22 protein-coding genes and 1 rRNA gene are annotated in these 19,608 nt (G+C 71.1%); 16 read left to right on the plus strand and 7 right to left on the minus strand.

From position 1 onward, the window contains the following. Window positions 1-275: 275 nt before the first annotated feature. Window positions 276-1,433, minus strand: coding sequence for a LacI family DNA-binding transcriptional regulator (locus tag ACFRAR_RS30460; RefSeq protein WP_380702003.1), 1,158 nt, complete (start codon window positions 1,431-1,433; stop codon window positions 276-278). A gap of 355 nt (window positions 1,434-1,788) precedes the next feature. Here ACFRAR_RS30460 and hisC point away from each other — a divergent pair, with 355 nt between their 5' ends. The 5 genes from hisC (at window position 1,789) to ACFRAR_RS30485 (ending at window position 7,222) form a co-directional block, all read left to right on the plus strand. Then, on the plus strand, window positions 1,789-2,865 hold the full coding sequence (gene hisC, locus ACFRAR_RS30465; RefSeq protein ID WP_380702005.1) for a histidinol-phosphate transaminase: 1,077 nt from the start codon (window positions 1,789-1,791) through the stop codon (window positions 2,863-2,865). A gap of 271 nt (window positions 2,866-3,136) precedes the next feature. After that, entirely contained in the window at window positions 3,137-4,501 is a 1,365-nt protein-coding gene (locus ACFRAR_RS30470; RefSeq protein WP_380702007.1) for an efflux RND transporter periplasmic adaptor subunit, read from the plus strand. Window positions 4,502-4,509: 8 nt separating this feature from the next. Next, the gene (locus ACFRAR_RS30475) at window positions 4,510-5,313 is read left to right on the plus strand and encodes an ABC transporter ATP-binding protein (RefSeq protein WP_380702009.1); all 804 of its coding nucleotides are present in this window, start codon (window positions 4,510-4,512) and stop codon (window positions 5,311-5,313) included. Next, a complete protein-coding gene (locus ACFRAR_RS30480; protein WP_380702011.1) occupies window positions 5,313-6,521 on the plus strand; it encodes an ABC transporter permease in 1,209 nt (402 codons plus the stop codon). Before ACFRAR_RS30475 ends, ACFRAR_RS30480 begins: the two co-directional genes overlap by 1 nt. Before the next feature lie 11 nt (window positions 6,522-6,532). Further along, window positions 6,533-7,222 carry a DUF5666 domain-containing protein gene (locus ACFRAR_RS30485; RefSeq protein WP_380702013.1) on the plus strand — a complete coding sequence of 230 codons (690 nt, stop codon included), beginning with the start codon at window positions 6,533-6,535 and terminating at the stop codon, window positions 7,220-7,222. 69 nt (window positions 7,223-7,291) lie between these two features. Here ACFRAR_RS30485 and ACFRAR_RS30490 read toward each other — a convergent pair whose 3' ends face one another. Both ACFRAR_RS30490 and ACFRAR_RS30495 read right to left on the minus strand, forming a co-directional pair. Next, window positions 7,292-7,543, minus strand: a complete 252-nt coding sequence (locus ACFRAR_RS30490; RefSeq protein ID WP_380702015.1) for a hypothetical protein — start codon at window positions 7,541-7,543, stop codon at window positions 7,292-7,294. Further along, window positions 7,540-7,689 (minus strand): hypothetical protein, encoded by a 150-nt coding sequence (locus tag ACFRAR_RS30495; protein WP_380702017.1) that lies wholly within the window; start codon window positions 7,687-7,689, stop codon window positions 7,540-7,542. Before ACFRAR_RS30495 ends, ACFRAR_RS30490 begins: the two co-directional genes overlap by 4 nt. Before the next feature lie 189 nt (window positions 7,690-7,878). Between ACFRAR_RS30495 and ACFRAR_RS30500 the strand changes: the two genes are divergently transcribed. Next, complete coding sequence (locus ACFRAR_RS30500; protein ID WP_380702019.1) at window positions 7,879-8,745, plus strand: helix-turn-helix domain-containing protein; 867 nt, start codon at window positions 7,879-7,881, stop codon at window positions 8,743-8,745. Continuing rightward, window positions 8,738-8,941: a DUF397 domain-containing protein gene (locus ACFRAR_RS30505; RefSeq protein ID WP_380702021.1), complete on the plus strand. Its 204-nt coding sequence runs from the start codon at window positions 8,738-8,740 to the stop codon at window positions 8,939-8,941. Before ACFRAR_RS30500 ends, ACFRAR_RS30505 begins: the two co-directional genes overlap by 8 nt. Before the next feature lie 82 nt (window positions 8,942-9,023). Here ACFRAR_RS30505 and ACFRAR_RS30510 read toward each other — a convergent pair whose 3' ends face one another. Continuing rightward, window positions 9,024-9,509: a MarR family winged helix-turn-helix transcriptional regulator gene (locus tag ACFRAR_RS30510; protein ID WP_380702023.1), complete on the minus strand. Its 486-nt coding sequence runs from the start codon at window positions 9,507-9,509 to the stop codon at window positions 9,024-9,026. A gap of 87 nt (window positions 9,510-9,596) precedes the next feature. Between ACFRAR_RS30510 and ACFRAR_RS30515 the strand changes: the two genes are divergently transcribed. Both ACFRAR_RS30515 and ACFRAR_RS30520 read left to right on the plus strand, forming a co-directional pair. Beyond that, window positions 9,597-9,971 carry a DoxX family protein gene (locus tag ACFRAR_RS30515; RefSeq protein WP_380702025.1) on the plus strand — a complete coding sequence of 125 codons (375 nt, stop codon included), beginning with the start codon at window positions 9,597-9,599 and terminating at the stop codon, window positions 9,969-9,971. Window positions 9,972-10,046: 75 nt separating this feature from the next. Further along, window positions 10,047-10,601 carry a GNAT family N-acetyltransferase gene (locus tag ACFRAR_RS30520; protein WP_380702027.1) on the plus strand — a complete coding sequence of 185 codons (555 nt, stop codon included), beginning with the start codon at window positions 10,047-10,049 and terminating at the stop codon, window positions 10,599-10,601. A 78-nt stretch (window positions 10,602-10,679) separates the two neighbouring features. On the opposite strand, the gene ACFRAR_RS30525 is transcribed toward ACFRAR_RS30520, so the two are convergent. Further along, complete coding sequence (locus tag ACFRAR_RS30525; RefSeq protein WP_380702029.1) at window positions 10,680-11,327, minus strand: nucleotidyltransferase domain-containing protein; 648 nt, start codon at window positions 11,325-11,327, stop codon at window positions 10,680-10,682. 179 nt (window positions 11,328-11,506) lie between these two features. On the opposite strand from ACFRAR_RS30525, the gene ACFRAR_RS30530 reads away from it, so the two are divergent. Next, window positions 11,507-11,680: a hypothetical protein gene (locus ACFRAR_RS30530; protein WP_380702031.1), complete on the plus strand. Its 174-nt coding sequence runs from the start codon at window positions 11,507-11,509 to the stop codon at window positions 11,678-11,680. 14 nt (window positions 11,681-11,694) lie between these two features. Beyond that, window positions 11,695-11,964 carry an amino acid--tRNA ligase-related protein gene (locus ACFRAR_RS30535; protein ID WP_380702033.1) on the plus strand — a complete coding sequence of 90 codons (270 nt, stop codon included), beginning with the start codon at window positions 11,695-11,697 and terminating at the stop codon, window positions 11,962-11,964. 74 nt (window positions 11,965-12,038) lie between these two features. On the opposite strand, the gene ACFRAR_RS30540 is transcribed toward ACFRAR_RS30535, so the two are convergent. Next, complete coding sequence (locus tag ACFRAR_RS30540; RefSeq protein WP_380702035.1) at window positions 12,039-12,752, minus strand: IclR family transcriptional regulator; 714 nt, start codon at window positions 12,750-12,752, stop codon at window positions 12,039-12,041. A gap of 281 nt (window positions 12,753-13,033) precedes the next feature. After that, window positions 13,034-13,150 (minus strand): 5S ribosomal RNA (gene rrf, locus ACFRAR_RS30545). A gap of 140 nt (window positions 13,151-13,290) precedes the next feature. Here rrf and ACFRAR_RS30550 point away from each other — a divergent pair. From ACFRAR_RS30550 to ACFRAR_RS30570, 5 genes are all read left to right on the plus strand, one after another. Next, window positions 13,291-13,434, plus strand: a complete 144-nt coding sequence (locus ACFRAR_RS30550) for a His/Gly/Thr/Pro-type tRNA ligase C-terminal domain-containing protein (protein ID WP_380702045.1) — start codon at window positions 13,291-13,293, stop codon at window positions 13,432-13,434. Between the two features lie 291 nt (window positions 13,435-13,725). Continuing rightward, the gene (locus ACFRAR_RS30555) at window positions 13,726-14,514 is read left to right on the plus strand and encodes a response regulator transcription factor (protein ID WP_380702037.1); all 789 of its coding nucleotides are present in this window, start codon (window positions 13,726-13,728) and stop codon (window positions 14,512-14,514) included. Window positions 14,515-14,528: 14 nt separating this feature from the next. Beyond that, window positions 14,529-16,025, plus strand: a complete 1,497-nt coding sequence (locus ACFRAR_RS30560) for a sensor histidine kinase (protein ID WP_380702039.1) — start codon at window positions 14,529-14,531, stop codon at window positions 16,023-16,025. Window positions 16,026-16,344: 319 nt separating this feature from the next. After that, complete coding sequence (locus tag ACFRAR_RS30565; protein ID WP_380702041.1) at window positions 16,345-17,952, plus strand: ISL3 family transposase; 1,608 nt, start codon at window positions 16,345-16,347, stop codon at window positions 17,950-17,952. 508 nt (window positions 17,953-18,460) lie between these two features. Beyond that, window positions 18,461-19,324: an LAETG motif-containing sortase-dependent surface protein gene (locus tag ACFRAR_RS30570; RefSeq protein ID WP_380702043.1), complete on the plus strand. Its 864-nt coding sequence runs from the start codon at window positions 18,461-18,463 to the stop codon at window positions 19,322-19,324. Window positions 19,325-19,608 lie beyond the last annotated feature (284 nt).

Consider the following 19,608-nt stretch of genomic DNA (forward strand, 5'->3'; position numbering starts at 1 on the left):
TAGGAAGACCACTCTCCCGGCGTCGTCACCTGGTGGGTATCCAATCCTCCGGAGCGTCAGCCGGGCGGCACCACAAGGTCCGTTTTGTCCCGGCTCGGTACGGTCTCGCCAGCTCTGGCCGAATGTGCCGGACGCTCGGCGCGTCCGTCGGCCCGCTCCCCCTCAGCCCGCTCCCCTTCAGCCCGTTCTTCCTCGGCCCGCGCCCGCCCGGCCCGCGCCCGCCCGGGGGACGGCCTGGTGGACGGGCCGGGGACCGGGCGGGCGGGAGCGGCGGTCTAGACCTCGCCCGGGGGACGGGGCGGGCTGACGGTGGTGCGCGGACTCCGGCGCTGGGAGGACGCGCGGACGATCAGTTCGGTCGGCATCAGGGTGCCCGGCGGCGGGCCGGTGCCGGCGGTGCGGAACCGCGGCGGGAAGAGCCGGGCGATGTCGACCCCCGTCCCGGAGTCCACGCCCTCGATCGCGTCGATCAGCAGGTTGACCACCGTGGTGCCGATCTTGCGCGGCTTGAGCGAGAGGGTGGTGATCGGCGGCTCGGTGGACGCGTAGACGTCGCTCTCGCTGCAGCAGACCAGCAGCAGGTCGTCCGGCACCCGCATGCCGTACCGGCGGGCGGCGGCCAGCAGGTCGGTGCCGTTGGGGTCGAACAGCCCGTAGACGGCGTCCGGCCGGTCGGGCCGGGCGAGCAGCCGGTCGGCGGCGACGGCGCCGGCCGCCGGGTCGTGCGCCGGGTAGGTCTCGTACACCGGCTCCTGCCCGACCTTGCCACACCAGCCGAGGTAGGCCTCGGTGGAGAGCCGGGTGTAGGTGTCGGTGCTGGTGCCGGTGAGCAGGCCGATCCGGCGGGCACCGGCCTCGGAGAGGTGGTCGAGGATGCCGAGCACGGCGGCCTCGTGGTCGTTGTCGACCCAGGCGGTGACCGGGCAGTTGCCGGGTTTGCCGTCGCTGACCACCGGGACGCCGGACCGGTACAGCTCGCTCACCAGCGGATCCTGGTCGGGCGGGTCGATCACCACGGTGCCGTCCAGGGCGATGTTGCCCCAGACGTCGTGGCGGGAGGAGGCGGGCAGCACCACCAGCGCGTAGCCGCGGCCCAGGGCGGCGCTGGTGGCGGCCCGGGCCATCTCGGCGAAGTAGGCGAACTCGGTGAAGGTGAACGGCTCTTCGCCGTAGGTCGTGACGGTCAGCCCGATCAGGCCGGACCGTCCGGTGCGCAGGGTGCGGGCGGCCGCGGAGGGGCGGTAGCCGAGTCGCTCGGCGACCTCGCGCACCCGGCTGCGGGTCTCGTCGGGCAGGCGGCCCTTTCCGTTCAGCGCATCGGAGACAGTGGTGATCGACACTCCGGCGGCTGCTGCCACATCCCGGATGCCGGCCCGCTCCAAACGCCGTGAGGTGGTGGGACGCCGACCGCTCTGGTTGGCTGCTGCTGTCATGGCGGACCGATCGTATGGCTCCTGACAAGGGTCTGTGACCGGCGCATCGGGAGCCTGTGGAGATACGTTTCTCCAAGAGTGAGCCGGGGTGCGCCCCTTCGATACCCGCCTGAAACCAGGCCTCTTACCTCTGACATGTGCCAAAGGAACCAGGCAGAATGGCTGATCCGCGCCTGTAACCCGACCGGGCATCTCACTCCTACGGGTGAGGGTCGATCGGTATCGTGCAAGGCACCCGACCGGGGTGGTCCGGGCGCGTCCCCAGGTTCCGGGCACGGCGGCGAACCCGTCCGTGACGGGCGAGCGCACCGGAGCGCGCACCGGAGAGTTCAGCAACAGGAAACGGAGTACGACCGTGAGCAGTACGTCAGCTCAGGGCCCTCGGCTGCGGCCGACCCTCGACGGCATCCCCACGTACAAGCCCGGCAAGCCGGCCGGCGCCGACGCCTACAAGCTGTCCTCGAACGAGAACCCGTACGAGCCGCTGCCCGGCGTACTGGAGTCGGCGGTCGCGGCGGCCGGTTCGTTCAACCGCTACCCCGACATGGGCGCCACCGAGCTGATCTCGGTGCTGTCCGAGCGCTTCGGGGTGCCCGCCGAGCACGTCGCCCTCGGCACCGGCTCGGTCGGCGTCGCCCAGTCGCTGATCCTCGCCACGGCCGGCCCGGGCGACGAGGTCGTCTTCGCCTGGCGTTCCTTCGAGGCCTACCCGATCATCACCCAGGTCGCCGGCGCCACCCCCGTCCCGGTGGCGCTCACGGCGGACGGCGACCACGACCTGGACGCGATGCTCGCCGCGATCACGCCGAACACCCGGCTGGTCTTCGTCTGCAACCCCAACAACCCCACCGGCAACGTGATCCACCGCGCCGAGCTGGAGCGCTTCCTGGACGCCGTCCCGAGTGACGTCCTGGTCGTCGTGGACGAGGCCTACATCGAGTTCATCCGCGACCCCGAGGTGCCCAACGGCATCGAGCTCTACCGGGACCGCCCGAACGTCTGCGTGCTGCGCACCTTCTCCAAGGCGTACGGCCTGGCGGGCCTGCGGGTCGGCTTCGCGATCGCGCACGAGCCGGTGGCGACCGCGCTGCGCAAGACCGCCGTCCCGTTCGGCGTGAGCCAGCTCGCCCAGAACGCCGCCGTCGCCTCGCTGCGCGCCGAGGAGGCGCTGATGGGGCGGGTCGAGGCGCTGGTCGAGGAGCGCGCCCGGGTGGTGGCCGGGCTGCGCGCCCAGGGCTGGGAGATCCCGGACTCGCAGGCCAACTTCGTCTGGCTCGGGCTCGGCGAGCGCTCGCAGGAGTTCGCCGCCGCGTGCACCGAGGCCGGTGTGATCGTGCGGCCGTTCCCGGAGGGCGTGCGGGTGTCGATCGGGGAGGCCGAGGGCAACTCGACCTTCCTGTCGGTGGCGGAGGCCTTCCGCAAGTCGCTCTGACTCCTTCCTTGAGCCCGCAGGGGCGCGCCGGTTCCCCGGTGCGCCCCTGCGGCGTTCGGTGCGCCCTGCCTTAGAAGGTCCTCAGAACGCCCTTCCGGGTGGCTGGAGGTCGCTGGGAGCACGCTGGGAGTTGGGCCAACGAAGCGCCACGAAGCGGCCAAGACGCCGACGGAGGGCGGACCATCCGTCCGAAATACCCGTATTCGGCCGATCAGCCTTCTCCCAGCCCGCGCCCAGGGCCACGCAAGAGCTCCCGAGGAAGCTGTCCGGCATGAAGGTGCTTCCACGGCGGCGAGGCGCCGTCCTCGTCAACTCCGCGCTCGGCGTGGCCCTGCTGGGCGGTGCCGCCCTGGTGTACGCCACGGTCAGCGGCAGTTCCGGCCCCGCTTCCGCCAAGCCCGCGGCCCGTACCGCGACGGTCTCCAAGGGCACGGTCCTGGCCACCGTGTCCGGAACCGGCACCCTGGTCTCACCGACCGACGCGGCCCAGGACTTCACCACCGGCGGCCGGCTCACCGAGGTCAAGGTCGCGGTCGGGGACGCCGTGAAGAAGGGCCAGGTGCTCGCCACCGTCGACACCACGGCGGCCCAACAGCAGGTGGACGCGGCCCAGGCGGCCCTCACCACGGCCCAGGCCAACCTCACCAAGGCCCAGACCGGGGTCACCACCACGACCACCGAGCCGCTGCCGGGGGCGACCGCCGCCGCCGCCGCCGGCAGCGGTGGCGGTCGCGGGGCGGGCGGGAGCAGTACGCCCGCCCCGCAGACCACCACCATCACCACCACCAAGGTCGACGACGCGGCCGTGGCCCAGGCCCAGCAGCAGGTCAGCACCGCGCAGACCAACCTCGCCAACGCCCAGGCGGCGCTGGCCGGAACCACCCTGACCGCCTCGGTGGACGGCACCGTCGCCTCGATCTCCGGCAAGGTCGGCGACACCGTCGGGGCGACCGCATCCGGTTCCTCCTCGTCCACCAAGTCGACCGGCACCGGCACGAGTTCGGCGTCCGCCCCGAGCGGCTTCATCGTGCTCACCAACCCGACCGGGATGCAGGTCACCGCGAACTTCTCCGAACTCGACTCGCTCAAGCTGAAGAAGGGCGAGGCGGCCACCGTCACCCTGAACGCCCAGTCCGACACCAAGCTCAACGCGACCGTGCTGTCGGTCAGTTCGCTGCCCAGCAGTGGCGGCTCCGGCGGCAGCGCGGGCTCCGCCGCCGTCCAGTACGCGGCCACGCTTCAGCTGAACGGCGACACCAGCACGCTGCGCACCGGCCTCAGCGCCACCGTCCAGGTGATCACCGGCGAGGCCGACAACGCGCTCTCGCTGCCCACCTCCGCGCTCTCCGGCACGGGTGCGAGCCGCACCGCGACGTTGGTGCAGCCGGACGGCGCCTCCGAGCGGGTCACCGTCGGGGTCGGCGTCGAGGGCGACAGCACGGTGCAGGTGGTCTCCGGGCTGAAGGAGGGCGACAAGGTCGAACTCCCCACCACCAGCGGCGGGAACGGCTTCCCGAACGCCTCCTTCCCGGGCGTCAACCGGGGCGGCGGGGGCGCCGGTGCCGGAGTCTTCCCGGGTGGTGGCTCCAACGGCGGTGGCGGCAACGGCGGGGCCGGCCGGGGCGGCAGGGGCTGAGACCGGTCATGCGTCACGTCATCGACAACCGCGTCCCGGCGCATCCCGTCCCGGTGATCCGGATCCGCCGCCTCACCAAGTCGTACGGGCACGGCGACGCCACCGTGCACGCGTTGCGCGGCCCGTCCGACCCGCGCGGCGGTGAGCCGCAGGGCGTCAGCCTGGACATCGAACAGGGCGACTACGTCGCCGTGATGGGCAGTTCCGGCTCCGGCAAGTCCACCCTGATGAACATCCTCGGCTGCCTGGACGTCCCGACCTCCGGCCGCTACCTGCTGGACGGCACCGACGTCGGCCACCTCGACGAGCAGCAGCTCGCGCTGGTGCGCAACCGCAGGATCGGCTTCGTCTTCCAGTCCTTCAACCTGGTGCCCCGCACCACCGCCCTCGCCCAGGTCGAGCTGCCGCTCGCCTACGCGGGCGTCCGGACCGCCGAACGGCGCCGCCGGGCGATGGCCGCGCTGTCGCTCGTCGGGCTGGGCGAACGGTCCGGCCACAAGCCCAACGAGCTCTCCGGCGGCCAGCAGCAGCGGGTGGCGGTGGCCCGGGCACTGGTCACGGCGCCCGCGATGCTGCTTGCCGACGAGCCGACCGGCAACCTCGACAGCCGCTCGACGGAGGAGGTGCTGGCCCTGATCGACGGGCTCAACGCCACCGGCCGCACGGTCGTGCTGATCACCCACGAGGACGAGGTCGCCCGGCACGCCAAGCGGGTGCTGCGACTGGTCGACGGGCAGATCGTGAGCGACCTCCGGCAGGCGCCGGTGGAGGGCCCGCCGCCCCGCCTCCACGAGGCGGGGGTGCCGGCGTGATGCTCTGGCAGACGCTCCGCTTCGCGGTCGGCGGCCTGGCCGCCAACAAGGTGCGCTCGGCGCTCACCATGCTCGGGGTGCTGATCGGCGTGGCCTCGGTGATCCTGCTGCTGGCGGTCGGCAACGGCTCGTCGGTCGCGGTCAAGGACTCGATCACCTCGCTCGGCACCAACTCGCTGACGGTCAGCTCCGGTTCGGCGAGCGGTGGCTCCCGCGCCACCTCCTCGGTGAAGAAGCTCACGGTGGCCGACGCCAAGGCGCTGGCGAGCGATTCGGACGCGGCCGCGATCAAGTCGGTCGCCCCGGTGGTCACCACCAGCGGCACGGCGCTGTACGGGAACATCTCGTACAGCCCGGGCTCGGTCGTCGGCACGTACCCCTCGTACTTCGAGACCGCCAACCAGAAGGTCGCGCACGGCGAGTACTTCACCGACGACGACGTGCTCGCCTCGCGCAAGGTCGCGGTGCTCGGCGCGACGACGGCCAAGCAGCTGTTCGACACCGAGGACCCGGTCGGCAGGACGGTCGTCCTCGGCGGCACGCCGTTCACCGTGGTCGGGGTGCTCCAGGCCAAGGGCGGCAGCGGCTTCACCGACCCGGACGACGTGGTGATCGCCCCGCTGCCGACGGTCCAGAACGCCTTCACCGGCTTCGGCTCGGTCAACCAGATCCTGGTCCAGGCCTCGTCGGCGGACACCACCACCCAGGCCCAGTCCGAGATCACCCGCGTCCTGCTCGGCACCCACGCGATCGCCGACCCGAGCAAGGCGGACTTCCGGATCACCAGCCAGTCCTCGCTGCTCACGGCGAGGGAGAGCACGACGAAGACCTTCACCGTGCTGCTCGGCGCGGTGGCGGCGATCTCGTTGCTGGTCGGCGGGATCGGGATCACCAACATCATGCTGGTGACGGTCACCGAGCGGACGCGGGAGATCGGCATCCGCAAGGCGCTCGGCGCACCGCGCGCGGTCATCCTCGGGCAGTTCCTCACCGAGTCGACGCTGCTGTCGGTGATCGGCGCCGGGCTGGGAGTCGCGGCCGGGATCGCCGGCTCGCACTTCAGCATCGTCGGCATCAGGCCGGTGGTGATCCCCGAGTCGGTGCTCGGCGCCTTCGCGATCGCCGTCGCCATCGGGCTGTTCTTCGGCAGCTACCCCGCTAACCGGGCCGCCTCGCTGCGGCCGATCGACGCCCTCCGGCACGAGTAGGACTCCACACCATGAGCAAAGAGATCGCCACGGTCGAGGCCGGGGGCGGCACCCCGGCGGAACAGCTCGCCCTCCTCGCCACCCCGCCGGACGGGCGCGACGTGAGCGCCGAACTGGCCGCGCCGCCACGGCGGAAGCTGCCCTGGCTCAGCCTGGTGCTGGCGGGCGGCGTGATCGCCACGGGGGCGTTCGCGGGCGGGGTCTGGTTCCAGCAGAACCAGGGGACGTCGTCGAGCGGGAAGGCTTCCGCCTCCGCCCGGTCGGCTGCCGCGGCCCCGGGAGGCTACGGGCAGAGCGGGGCTCGCCGTGGGGGCCAGGGCCAAGGCCAAGGCCAGGGCCAGGGGCAAGGCCAGGGCGGGCAGGGCGGGCAGGGCGGGCAGGGCGGGCAGGGCGGGCAGGGCGGGCAGGGCGGCTTCGCCCGGGGCACGGTCAAGGCCGTCGACGGGAGCACCGTCTACCTGACGGACTCCAACGGCAACACCATCAAGGTCACCACCGGCGACGCGACGAAGGTCCAGCTCAACAAGGAGGGCAAGGTCGCGGACCTCCAGCCCGGCCAGAGCGTGACCGTCGTCGGCACCCCCGACGCCGACGGTGGCTACACCGCCAGCCAGTTGGTCGAAGGCGCTGCCGGTGGTGGCGGGTTCGGTGGCGGTTTTGGCGGCGGTGCCGGCTCCCCCAGGAACCCGTCCGGCGGCTGACCCGGAGCCGACGGACGACCGCGAGGCCCTTGCCCTTCGACGGGCGAGGGCCTCCGCGCGTTCATCGGCTCACCGGTTCCACACCGTGTCCCGGTCCAGGTCCCGGAGCAGGTGGAGGAGGTTGAGGAGGGTGCTGACGGGCGCGTTGCCGAAGTCGACCAGGAGGCGGCCGTCGAGGACGGTCTCACCGGCGGCGGCGGAGCCCCAGAGGAGCCCGTACCGGAGGCCGCGCCGGTGGAGCTCGTTGAGCAGGGCGGTGATGTGCGGGGAGGCGTAGTCCCGCATCCGGGGGTCGTCGGGCGCGATGGGCTCGCGGCTCACGCGGCGCGGTCCAGCTCGTGGCAGACCGTTCTTCCACGCTTCCGCGGGTCGACGCTCCACCGGTGGGTGAGCGCGGACGCGGGGTGGAGGGCCGGTTCGCGGGGGAGGAGATCGCTCTCGTCCGAGGGGGTGTTACGGGTGCACACGGGAACCTCCGGGAGGCTGTGGTGCGAGGTGAGGGGGAGGTCGGCAGGCGCCTACTGCCCCGATTTCATGAGATACTGACGATCCGTCGGATCAATCGGAAATGACGATAACGCGAGCCGCCACAGATTTGTGGCGAGGCGCGAAAAGTTCACCCGGACGTGGCTGTCACCCCGAGGCAGACTGGCTCAATGGCACTTCGATCGAACCCAACCCTTCGTCAGCTGCGGTTGGGAGCTGAGCTGCGCAGGATGCGAGAGCAGGCCGGCCTCGGCGGTAGCCAGCTCGCCCGCGCGCTGGGCATCAACCCCGCTCACGTGACCCAGATGGAGAGCGGCAGGACCGGCATCAGCGTCGAACGCCTGCGCACGATCGCGGCGTTGTGCATGTGTGTCAACGAACCCCTGATCGAGGCACTGGCGGACATCATCACGGACCGCGACAAGCGCGGCTGGTGGGAGGAGTACCGCGGGCGCCTCTCGCAGGACTTCCTTGAGATCGCCGAGATCGAAGGTCCCGCACGGGGTCTCTCGACCTACACGATGGCCTTCGTCCACGGGTTGCTCCAGACCGACGCCTATGCCTCTGCCATCTTCGCCCGTTCCTATCCCCGCCTTCCGGGGCATGAGGTCGAGCTGAGGACCGCCTTTCGCTTGAGGCGTCAGCACGTCATCAGATCCGGATCGACTCCTTTCGCCGCGTACATCCATGAAGCAGCGCTGCGCATGCAGTTCAGTGGAGCCAAGGTCCAGGCAGAGCAACTCGGCGCCCTTGTGGAAGCCTCCGACCAGCCCAACATCGCGATTCGAGTCGTGCTGTTCGATGCCGACACGATCCCGCTCCCCAACGAGAACTTCACGTATGTCGAGGGACCCGTCGAGGAACTCGACACGGTGCAGGCGGACTCGGGTGTCGGCAACCTGCTCTTCGACGCGCCGGCACACACGGCCCGATTCCGGTCACTTCTCGCCCAGATCGGATCGGCGGCCCTCTCGGAAGGGGAGTCCCGAGAGTTCATTCGAACCATCCAGAAAGACATGGAAAGAACACATGCGTAGCTCTACCTGGCAGAAGTCCAGCTACTCCGGTTCGAACGCCGACTGCGTCGAGGTCCGTACGGCTGGTGGCGTGATCGAACTCCGGGAGTCCGACGAGGGCGACGTCATCGTCCGCGCGGCGGCCCCGAACTTCTCCGCCTTCCTCCAGGGCGCGAAGTCCGGCGACTTCGACCACCTGCTCACCACCCGCGCCTAGGACGGACAGGGCCGGGCCCTACGAACCGCTTCCGGCGGCTCCTCGCTCCCCGCGAGGAGCCGCCGTTCGACTGCTTCCCGGGTCAACGGGCGCCCGGGCAGGGGAAGTCGGGGTCCATGGCGTGCAGGAGCCGCGCGGAGATCTCGCCCAACTGCCGGAGCTGTTCCGGCTCCAGGACGTCCACCACGAGTGACCGTACGGTGTCCACGTGGCCGGGTGCGGCCTCGGCCACCTGGCGGTAGCCGTCCTCGGTGAGGATGGCGTTGGTGTAGCGGCCGTCGTCCGGGCAGGGTTCGCGGCGCAGGTAGCCGCGCTTCTCCAGGCGGGCGACCACGTGGGACAGCCGGGACAGCGAACCGTTGGCCAGGGCGGCGAGCATGCTCATCCGCATCGTGCGGTCCGGCGCCTCGGAGAGGCCGGCCAGTGCGAGGTACTCGAAGTTGGTCAGGCCCGCGTCCTGCTGGAGCTGGGCGTTGAGGGCGCCGGGCAGCTTGATGAGCAGCGCGCTGAACGCCCTCCAGGCGTCCAGCTCGGATTCGTCCAGCCAGCGGGGCTCACCGTTGTCCATGCCGACGATCCTAGCGGGTGACTTGACGGTTCAAGTCATGGCTCTTAGGTTGAAGCTTCAACTCATCCTGCTTCGATCGGAACCCCCGTGAACGTTTTCCTCTGGGTCGTCGCCGGCCTCCTGGCCGCCCTGTTCCTCGCCGCGGGCGCCGGAAAGGCGCTCCAGTCCAAGGAGAAGGTGATCGCCACGACGGGCCCCTGGGCGGAGGACTTCTCGCCCGCCGCGATCAAGGGCATCGGCCTGGTCGAGGTCCTCGGCGCGATCGGGCTCGTGCTGCCCGCCATCGTGGACATCGCGGCCGGCCTGGTCCCCGTGGCCGCCACCGGGCTCGCCCTGACCATGGTGGGCGCGCTCATCGTCCACGGCCGCCGGGGCGAGACCAAGAGCATCGTGCCGAACACCCTCCTGCTGGTGCTGTCCGTCGTGGTGGCCTGGGGCCGGTTCGGGCCGTACTCGTTCTGAGGCCACAGCCTCCACGAGGGGCCGCCGGGCCGTTGACCGCCGGCGGGTCCGACGCGGCCTGGCCAAGATCGACGGATGCAACCGTTCCTGGAGACCGAACGCCTCGTCCTGCGGCCGTTCACCACGGCCGACGCCGACGACCTCTTCGCGCTGGACGACGACCCCGAGGTCATGCGCTACATCAACGGCGGCGAGCCGGCCGACCGTGACGAGATCCTGACGCGAACCCTGCCCCGGCTCCTCCACGACCACCCCTGCTCGGGCGCCCGGGGCTTCTGGGCGGCCGAGGAGAAAGCCACCGGCACCTTCCTGGGCTGGTTCGAACTCCGCCCGCTCGACGACCACGACCCCACCGTGGCCGAACTCGGCTACCGGCTGAACCGGGCGGCCTGGGGCAAGGGCTATGCCACGGAGGGATCGCGCGCCCTGATCGGCAAAGGGTTCACCGACCTCGGCGTCGAGCGGGTCACCGCGAACACCATGGCGGTGAACACGCGCTCCCGGCGCGTGCTGGAGAAGTCCGGACTCTCCTTCCTCCGGGGCTACTTCGGGGACTGGCCGGACCCGATCCCGGGGTCCGAGCACGGCGAAGTGGAGTACGAGCTCCTCAAGGCGACCTGGGAGCAGTGACCGAGCGCGGGAAGTCGGGCCGCCCGACTTCCCGCGCACCATCCCGCCCTACCTCGGCCGACCTCGCGCTACCTCGCCCTACCTCGGCCGACCCGCCAGCTCGACCAGCCACGGATGCCCGGGGTGGATGCGCTCCAGCCACCCGCGAAGGGCGTCCCGCCTGGAACCGCCCAGCAGCGGCAGCACGTTGGCGAAGTCGGCCCGGTCCTTGGGCCGTGTCGCCTTCGCCTTGAACAGCAGCACCAACTCCGGTGCCAGATAGGGGATTCCGTCGGCAGTCCGCTCGATGACCGCCTCGTACGGCAGCCGCAGCGACTCGTCCCGCCGACAGATCCAGGTCCCGCCGTCGTGCGGCTCGCGGAAGACGTCGAGCAGGAACCGGCCGCTCGCCCGGTCCCGCATCCAGGTCTGGTGGGTGGCCGCCAGGGCCTCGGCACTCGGCGCCGGCCAGACCAGCCCCGAACCGACCGCGTCGAACCCGTACTCGGGGAAGCGCTCCCGGATCTCCGGGAACTCCGCCGCGGGCACCGCGATCTCCAGATCACCGTGCGCCCGCGACTGCCGCCCGAGGAACAGATCGAGCGCCCACCCCGCCGCGACGCACCAGGTGGCACTCACCCCGACCAGCCGCTCCGCGACCCGCTCCGGCCGCCACGCCCCCGCCCACCGGGCTTCCAGCTCGTCCGCATCGAACACAACGCCGCCGGGCGGCAGGGATTCGGTCATCGGGGCAGCGTACGTGCCGGCCGAGCCGAACCCCAAGGGGCCGGTTCCCGTTCCGGTAACCGGCAGCGGCAGATTTGAAACGGTATTAATTAAATAGTCGAAAATTGACCCCGCTGGAACTCGCGGCCTTTTGCTCCATGCTCCCGAATGGCGAAAGCCTCTCCCCTGAAAGGAATCCCATGAGCAGCGAAGCCGAGAAGAAGGCCGCTTTCGACGAGATCGACACCGATGGCGACGGTTTCATCAGTGCCGCCGAGCTCAAGGCCCACGTCCGGGGCGGCACCGTCGCCCCCGGCGTGAGTGGTTCACCGTCGAGGCCGCCTTCGAAGGCGGGACGGCCGAGTCCGCCGTGAGGATCACCGGCCGGGTGGTCTCCGACCCGCAGGTCAGCTCGGGGGTTGGAGATCGTCCTGCCCCAGGTGGAGGTCGTCTCGCCGGCCGAACCGAGGCTGCCGATCGACGAGGGGACCGGCATCGACCAGCGGCTGGACCGGCGGTTCCTCGTTTCCGCTACGGCACCCCGCCGCACGGCGGTCTCGGGCTCGGTCTCGGCCGCCTGCTGATGCTCGCCCTCGGCCTTTCCTCGATCCGCGAGGCGACTTTCCTCTTCCGGGGGCCGCACCGCCTCGAACCGTAAAGCGCGGAAACAGCGGAAAGGGCCGTGCCCGAGGAGATCCGTTCCTCGGGCACGGCCCTTTCCGTCGCGTTCCGTCAGCTGCGGCGGAGCGCCTCGGTGAGCCGGTTGGCGGCCTCGATGATGGCCTGGGCGTGCAGGCGGCCCGGATGGCGGGTGAGCCGTTCGATGGGGCCGGAGACGGAGACGGCGGCCACCACGCGGTTGGAGGGCCCGCGCACGGGGGCGGAGACGGACGCGACGCCCGGCTCCCGCTCGCCGATGGACTGGGCCCAGCCGCGGCGGCGGACGCCGCTGAGGGCGGTGGCGGTGAAACGGGCGCCCTGGAGGCCTCGGTGGAGGCGCTCGGGTTCTTCCCAGGCCAGCAGGACCTGGGCGGCGGAGCCGGCCTTCATGGGCAGGGTGCTGCCGACGGGGACGGTGTCGCGCAGGCCGGAGAGTCGTTCGGCCGCGGCGACGCAGATGCGCATCTCGCCCTGCCGGCGGTAGAGCTGTGCGCTCTCGCCGGTGACGTCACGCAGATGGGTGAGGACGGGGCCCGCGGTGGCGAGCAGTCGGTCCTCGCCGGCTGCGGCGGAGAGTTCGGACAGGCGCGGGCCGAGGATGAAGCGGCCCTGCATGTCGCGGGTGACCAGACGGTGGTGTTCGAGTGCGACGGCGAGTCGGTGGGCGGTGGGCCGCGCCAGACCGGTGGCGGCGACCAGCCCCGCCTGTGTGGCGGGGCCCGACTCCAGTGCGCTGAGCACCAGAGCGGCCTTGTCGAGAACGCCGACGCCGCTAGTGTTGTCCATAGCATGATATTGCAGTCTCAGGTAGCGAGACGCAAGTCCGTTTCGGTGTCCGCCATCTTCTCAGATGCCCGCAAAGCGCTTCTTCCGGGACTTGTCGTCTCATCTGCTGGACATGTCAAGAGATGGGCCGCTGCCTGGAGGGAAGTGGAAAGCGGCGAGGACCGGCGGGAAATCCGAAACGGTGCCGGGAGCGGTGCCGGGAATAGTGCCGGGAATGGTGCCGGGGAACGAAAAAAGCCCCTGCCGTGTCACTGTCGGACACGGCAGGGGCCGTAAGAATAATTCGGCGGCGTCCTACTCTCCCACAGGGTCCCCCCTGCAGTACCATCGGCGCTGAAAGGCTTAGCTTCCGGGTTCGGAATGGAGCCGGGCGTTTCCCTCTCGCTATGACCACCGAAATGATCGGGCCGGGCAGCTGCTCGAAAGCATTGCCCTTCGCCTCGCTGCAAATCATAGCAGGAGCAAAAACGGCAGGAAAAACCGGAGGCATTCGGCCGGGCCCCCGCGCTAGGCTGCGGGCCCCGTCGAGCTGATCGGCATCCCCTACCGGATCACCGTCGGGGCCCGAGGACTGGCCGAGGGCACGGTGGAGGTCACCGTCCGGGCCACCGGTGAGACCCGGACAGTGCCCGTGGGCGGGGCGGTGGACCACGTCCGCGCGCTGCTGACGGCCGGGGGCTGATCTGCCGGGGCCGGTTCGTGGTCACCACCGCGGACCGGCGTCCCGCCTTGCGCGGGCGTGAAACCATGGGGAGGGCCCGGCGCGTGAGGCGTGAGTGAGGCGCGTCACGCCGAGCACGCTCCCCGTCCGTCGTGTTCACGCCCGTGCGCACACCACCGAGCCCACCCCCAGCCCGCCGGTCGCCCCAAAACCGACCGATAAGGTGTTAATCCAACATTCATCCATGCCGCGTAGCCTCCGGGGGCTAGCCTCATGCTGAACGTCATCGTCCGACCAGGAGGCGAAAGCCCCGTGCAAGGCACTGTCACCACACCAGGCGGCTCCACGGTGTCCGGAGGCCAGGGCGAAGCGTTCCTGCTCGTCGTGGACGACGAGCCCAACATCCGCGAGCTGCTCTCCGCCTCGCTGCGCTTCTCCGGCTTCCGCGTCGCCTCCGCCGCCAGCGGCACCGAGGCGCTCGAACTGGTCGCCGCCGAGCGCCCCGACCTGGTCGTGCTCGACGTGATGCTCCCCGACCTCGACGGCTTCACCGTCGTCGAGAAGCTGCGCGAGCGCACCAGCCGCGGACAGATCGCCGGACCGGCGCACGGGCACCCCGGCGACCACCTGCCGGTGCTCTTCCTCACCGCCAAGGACGGCGTCGGCGACAAGGTGCAGGGCCTGGCGGCCGGCGCGGACGACTACGTCACCAAGCCGTTCAGCCTCGAAGAGCTGATCGCCCGGATCCGCGCCATCCTGCGCCGGGCCGGCGGCCCCGCCGAGGACGGCCGGCTGATCGTCGCCGACCTCAGCCTCGACCCGGTCGCCCACGAGGTCACCCGGGGCGGCACCCTGGTCTCGCTCTCCCCGACCGAGTTCAAGCTGCTGCACTACCTGATGGCCAACGTCGGCCGGGTGGTCTCCAAGTCGCAGATCCTCGACCACGTCTGGGCCTACGACTTCGGCGGGGACCTCTCCATCGTCGAGTCGTACATCTCCTACCTGCGCCGCAAGCTCGACTCCGGCCCGGCGCACGGCCCCAAGCTGATCCACACCGTGCGCGGCATCGGCTACGCCCTGCGCCGTCCCCCGCAGGGCTGACCGGACCAAGGCCCGTGTTCGCCCGGTTCTCCTCCCGGCTGTCGCTGCGCGCCCGGCTGCTGGTGCTCGCGCTCGTGCTGGTCACCATCGGGCTCGTGGTCAGCGACACCTTCGTGCTCGGCACCGTCCGCAACCAGCTGGTGCAGCAGCTGGACGAGCAGCTCCAGCGGTACGGGCTGCCGCTCTCCCGCAAGCCCCCGAGCCAGCTGACCGCCCCGGCCGCCGGCCGGCCCGCCGCCGGCCGGCGGGTCAGCCTGCCCAGCCAGTACCTGGTGCAGTACCTGTCCTCGGACGGCAAGGTCCAGGCGTCGATGCGCCAGCCCGTCTCGGACAGCGACCCGGCGCCCCAGCTGGCCGGACTCGACCCGACCAGCACCGCCCCCGACGTCCCCTTCGACCTGCCCGACCAGCGCGGCCACCACAGCTGGCGGGTGCTGGTGCTGCCGCTCCAGCCGCCCCGCGGCCAGGCCGCCGGCCCCAGCGCGTACGCCGCCCCGGCCATCACCCCGACCTACGTCATGGTCGCGGTCTCCCGGGAGGACATCGACGCCACCCTCGGCAAGCTGAGCACCTCCTTCCTGGCCATCGGCGGCGGCGTGCTGCTGCTGATCGCCGGACTCGGCCTCTTCGCCGTCCGGGCCGGGCTGCGGCCGCTGCGCCGGATCGAGGAGGGCGCCGAACGGATCGCGGCCGGCGAGCTGTCGCACCGGATGCCGGAGCTCTCCCCGGGCACCGAGGTCGGCCGGCTGTCGGTCGCGCTCAACGGGATGCTCACCCAGATCGAGGCGGCCTTCGCGGCCAGCGCCGAGTCCGAGGCCCGGATGCGGCGCTTCGTCGCCGACGCCTCGCACGAGCTGCGCACCCCGCTGGCCGGCATCCGCGGCTTCGCCGAGCTGTACCGGATGGGCGCGCTGCCCACCGAGGCCGACGTCAAGCGGACCATGACCCGGATCGAGAGCGAGGCCGACCGGATGGGAGCCCTGGTCGAGGACCTGCTGGTGCTCGCCCGGCTCGACGAGGAGCGCCCGCTCGACCTCGCCCCGATGGACCTGCGCACCCTCGCCGCCGACGCGCTGCACGACCTCACCGCCCTCGACCCGAGCCGTCCGGTCTCGCTCACCGGCCCCTCCGGCACCGGCGCGCCCGGCGCGGCGCCCGTCGTCGGCGACGAGGCGCGGCTGCGGCAGGTGGTCACCAACCTGGTCGGCAACGCGGTCAAGCACACCCCGCCCGGCACCCCGGTCCGGATCGGGGTGGGTGCCGGCCACGGCGGCGTCTGCCTGCTGGAGGTCGCCGACTCCGGCCCGGGCCTCACCGAGGACCAGGCCCAGCGGGTCTTCGACCGCTTCTTCCGGGTGGACCCCTCCCGCAGCCGCGACAACGGCGGCGGCGCCGGCCTCGGCCTGGCCATCGCCACCGCCCTCACCCGCGCCCACGGCGGCACCCTCACCCTCCACACCGCCCCCGGCGAGGGCGCCACCTTCCGCGTCGAACTCCCGCGCCAGCGCTGACCGGTTCGTCCGGGTTCCGGGAATCCGGGCTTTCGGATCGGGCTCCTACGGTGCTTTGTCGACTCGTCAATTCGCGGGCGGACCAGGAAGGTTGCGCGCTCGATCTTTGCCGGAAACCGGCATGGAGCGTCAAGAATGCGTATGCCTATGATCGGCGCCGTGCCTGGCCGTCAGAAACATTCGGTTCAGGCGCGGATTCCGTGAAGCCGCACGTGCTTCCGTGCGCTGGTGACGCTCCGTCATGTCAGGGTGGATTCTGGCCGCGTGTAAAGAACTCTCTCTTCTCCTGCCGCATCTCGTGGGGATGCGGGTCGGGTGCATGGAAGTGCGGGACGGCCGCGTGGTGATCGAGGCGTCGACGCCGGGGCACGTCCCCGTGCCCTGTCCCGTCTGCGGAGCGCCATCCGACCGGGTCCACAGCCGGTACGGACGGCACCTGGCAGACGCGCCATGCGGCGGCCGGGGCGTCGTGATCGAACTGTCGGTGCGTCGGATGTTCTGCGACAACCGCGGGTGTCCGCGAGTCACCTTCGCGGAGCAGATAGATGGACTGACCAGCCGCTACGGCCGCCGGACGCCCGTCCTGCAGCGGATACTCGCGGCGCTGGGCGTCGTCCTGGCGGCCCGCGCTGTGGTCCGTCTGGCACTGCTGCTCGGCGTCGTTGTCAGCCGGATGACCGTCCTGCGTCTGGTGATGGGCTTGCCGGACCCCGCATGGGCGGGCCCGCGTGTGCTCGGCATCGACGAGTTCGCCACCAGGAAGGGCCACCGGTACGGCACCATCCTGGTCGACTGTGAGACCCACCAACCCCTGGACCTGCTGCCCGACCGCGACGCCGACAGCGTTGCCGCGTGGCTACGCGAGCACCCCGGCATCGAGATCATCTGCCGCGACCGCGCGACCGTCTTCGCCGACGGCGCCCGCGCGGGCGCCCCGGACGCCCAGCACTGCGCGGACAAATGGCACCTCTGGCACAACCTCGCCGAGGCCGTCGAACGCCTCGTCTCCTGTCACCGCTCCCTCCTGCGCGATTTGGTTGAACCCGACCCTCAATCCGAGCAGCCGGAGCCCCCGCCCGTCGAAACAGTCGAGGCCGCGGAAGAACCGCCCGAACCCTACCCGCAGGGGAAGTTCCTCGACCGACTCCGCGACACCCACGCCGCCGTACGCACCCAGGTCGAGCAGGGCCTGAGCCTGCGCGAGATCGCCAGACGCCTTGGTCTTGGGCGCAACACCGTCCGCAAGTACGCCCGCGCGGCCAGCCCCGAGGCGATGCTGCACGGCCAGTGGCAGAACCGGACCAGCAAGCTCGACCGGTTCAAGCCCTACCTCGACCAGCGGATCGCCGAGGGCTGCATGAACGTGTCCCAGCTCCACCGCGAGCTGCAAGAACGCGGGGCACACTGCAGCTACAGCACACTGCGCGACTACGTCCGTCCGCAACGTGCTGACCGTCGGGCTGCGGGGAGCACGCCGCCGATCGCCCGGCCGCCCTCGCCCCGCGAGGCCGCCGGCTGGATCACAGCCCACCCCGACCACCTACATGAGGACGATCAGCAGCGACTCAAGAACCTGCTGGTCCGCTCACCGGAGCTCAGGGCCGCCGCCTGCCACGTCCGCACCTTCGCGACCATCATGACCAACCGTGAGGGCGACCGGCTGCGGCACTGGATCGCTGACGTCTGCGCGGACGAGCAGTGCGGCCTGGCCGGCTTTGCCGCCGGACTGCTTCCCGACCTCGACGCTGTCGTCTACGGCATGAGCACTGACTGGTCGTCCGGTCCGGTCGAGGGCCGTGTCAACGACCTCAAGGCGCTCAAGCGCAGCATGTTCGGCAGAGCGAAGCCACCCCTGCTGCGCAAGCGGCTCCTCCTGATCGCGGCCAGCCGACGACCCCAACGCGGCGACGAGCCCCTGACTGGCTAACCTCTGCCGTCTCGGACCTGACGGTCCAGGAACTCGACCAGTCGCGTTTCCGAACGAAGAAGCCGTTCCCGTTGCTCCTGGGGAAGAGAAGCGAGCGCGTCGACCAGCACTCGCTTCCGAGGGATGTGCACCATGTTGCCGGAGTAGATCCTGCAGCCGGAACACCAGGCGAATCCGATGCAGCGCTCGAACATGGAGGACTCGAACGGGTGGAAGCGGTACTGGTACGAGAGGACCGGCGTTCCACAGTCGGCACACTTTCGCCGATCGCCGTCGGACACCGTCTCCCAGCCCCCGACCTTCCGCCAATGCTGCCGTCCGGCCGGTGCTCTTCAAGTCGTCATGCCGAGCATGATCTCTCACAGCGGGTCGTCCGGCGGACTCTTCGAAGCAAGATCTCGGTCAACACAGACCGTCACTGACTCGTGATCCCTTCACGGAATCCGTGCCTGAACCAAACATTCGGGGCCAAGGCTCTTGCATTCTTTCCGACCCGAAAGGGGTCATCGTGAATCTCCGCCGTTCGCTGGTCTCGGCCGTTCTCGTCGCCGCCGTCGTCTCGCCCGCCGCCGTGTTCTCCGCGGCACCCGCATTCGCGGAGTCGGCTCCGAAGACGACGCAGAGCCGGAGCGGCTCGATCGCCGAGCTGGAGCGCGCCGCCGCCGACGCGGCCAAGGCGTACGCGGCGGCCGTCGCCAACGAGGCCAGGGTGCAGGCCGAGCTCTCCGCGTTCTTCAATGACTCGCAGCCCTACCTGGGCAAGCTCCAGGCGGCCAAGGCCGCGGCGGGGAAGGCCGCCGCGGCCAAGGAGGCCGCCACCAAGGAGGCCGAGGAGGCGTCCGCGGCGTACGCGTCCGCCAGTGACGAGGACCGGCCCAAGGCCAGGGAGCGGCTGCTCAAGGCGTTCGACGCGGCCAACGCCGCCAGCGCCGCGGACGAGAAGGCCAAGGCCGCCGTGACCGCCGCGGGGAAGGCCCTGGACGACGCCCGGGTCGCGGAGTTCCGGAAGCTGGACGCGGCGCAGAAGGCGACCGCGGCCGCGGCCGCCGCCAAGGCCACCGCGGACCAGGCGCTCGCCGACGCCAAGGCGGCGGCCGCCGAGCAGCCGGCCGGGAAGCCCGCCGACAAGCCCGCCGCCGTCACCCCGGCCTCGGCCACCACCAGGACCACCACCACGAACACGTCGACCACGACCCAGGCCGCCACCCGGACCACCACCCAGGCCACCACCGGCTCGGCCACCGAACTCGCCGAGACCGGATCCGACCCGGCCACCCCGTACCTCGCCCTGGGCTCCGGCCTGGCCATCAGCCTCGGCGCCGCCGCCCTCTACGTCTCGCGCCGCAAGTCGGCCGCCCGCACCACCGCCTGATCCACCGGCTGACCCATCTCCTGATCCATCTCCTGATCCACCCCGAACCGCAGGACAGGCCGCTCCGGCCCGCCTGCGGTTCCGGCGTTCCGGGCCCCGAGGGTTCCTCGGTCGGGTGAACCGCCCGCCGTTCGCCCGGTCGGCCCAGCGCCCGCGTGCGATGGTCGCCGGCCGGTGGGAGCGGCCGCCCTAGATGAATGAGTCCGATGTTCTCAGTGGTCATAGGCGATGAGTGAGCGCTTGATCGTGGCCCCGGTGTTCCAGTTGTGCCAGATCGCGGCGGC

Source organism: Kitasatospora sp. NPDC056651 (genome assembly GCF_042792155.1).
In the GTDB taxonomy this organism is placed as follows: Bacteria; Actinomycetota; Actinomycetes; order Streptomycetales; family Streptomycetaceae; genus Kitasatospora.

What these genes read in the sequence shown, in the direction of transcription:
- ACFRAR_RS30460 (WP_380702003.1), bottom strand. Translation starts at nt 1,433, where the DNA reads ATGACAGCAGCAGCCAACCAGAGCGGTCGGCGTCCCACCACCTCACGG.
- ACFRAR_RS30470 (WP_380702007.1), top strand. Translation starts at nt 3,137, where the DNA reads ATGAAGGTGCTTCCACGGCGGCGAGGCGCCGTCCTCGTCAACTCCGCG.
- ACFRAR_RS30475 (WP_380702009.1), top strand. Translation starts at nt 4,510, where the DNA reads ATGCGTCACGTCATCGACAACCGCGTCCCGGCGCATCCCGTCCCGGTG.
- ACFRAR_RS30480 (WP_380702011.1), top strand. Translation starts at nt 5,313, where the DNA reads ATGCTCTGGCAGACGCTCCGCTTCGCGGTCGGCGGCCTGGCCGCCAAC.
- ACFRAR_RS30485 (WP_380702013.1), top strand. Translation starts at nt 6,533, where the DNA reads ATGAGCAAAGAGATCGCCACGGTCGAGGCCGGGGGCGGCACCCCGGCG.
- ACFRAR_RS30500 (WP_380702019.1), top strand. Translation starts at nt 7,879, where the DNA reads ATGGCACTTCGATCGAACCCAACCCTTCGTCAGCTGCGGTTGGGAGCT.
- ACFRAR_RS30505 (WP_380702021.1), top strand. Translation starts at nt 8,738, where the DNA reads ATGCGTAGCTCTACCTGGCAGAAGTCCAGCTACTCCGGTTCGAACGCC.
- ACFRAR_RS30510 (WP_380702023.1), bottom strand. Translation starts at nt 9,509, where the DNA reads ATGGACAACGGTGAGCCCCGCTGGCTGGACGAATCCGAGCTGGACGCC.
- ACFRAR_RS30520 (WP_380702027.1), top strand. Translation starts at nt 10,047, where the DNA reads ATGCAACCGTTCCTGGAGACCGAACGCCTCGTCCTGCGGCCGTTCACC.
- ACFRAR_RS30525 (WP_380702029.1), bottom strand. Translation starts at nt 11,327, where the DNA reads ATGACCGAATCCCTGCCGCCCGGCGGCGTTGTGTTCGATGCGGACGAG.
- ACFRAR_RS30530 (WP_380702031.1), top strand. Translation starts at nt 11,507, where the DNA reads ATGAGCAGCGAAGCCGAGAAGAAGGCCGCTTTCGACGAGATCGACACC.
- ACFRAR_RS30540 (WP_380702035.1), bottom strand. Translation starts at nt 12,752, where the DNA reads ATGGACAACACTAGCGGCGTCGGCGTTCTCGACAAGGCCGCTCTGGTG.
- ACFRAR_RS30565 (WP_380702041.1), top strand. Translation starts at nt 16,345, where the DNA reads ATGGAAGTGCGGGACGGCCGCGTGGTGATCGAGGCGTCGACGCCGGGG.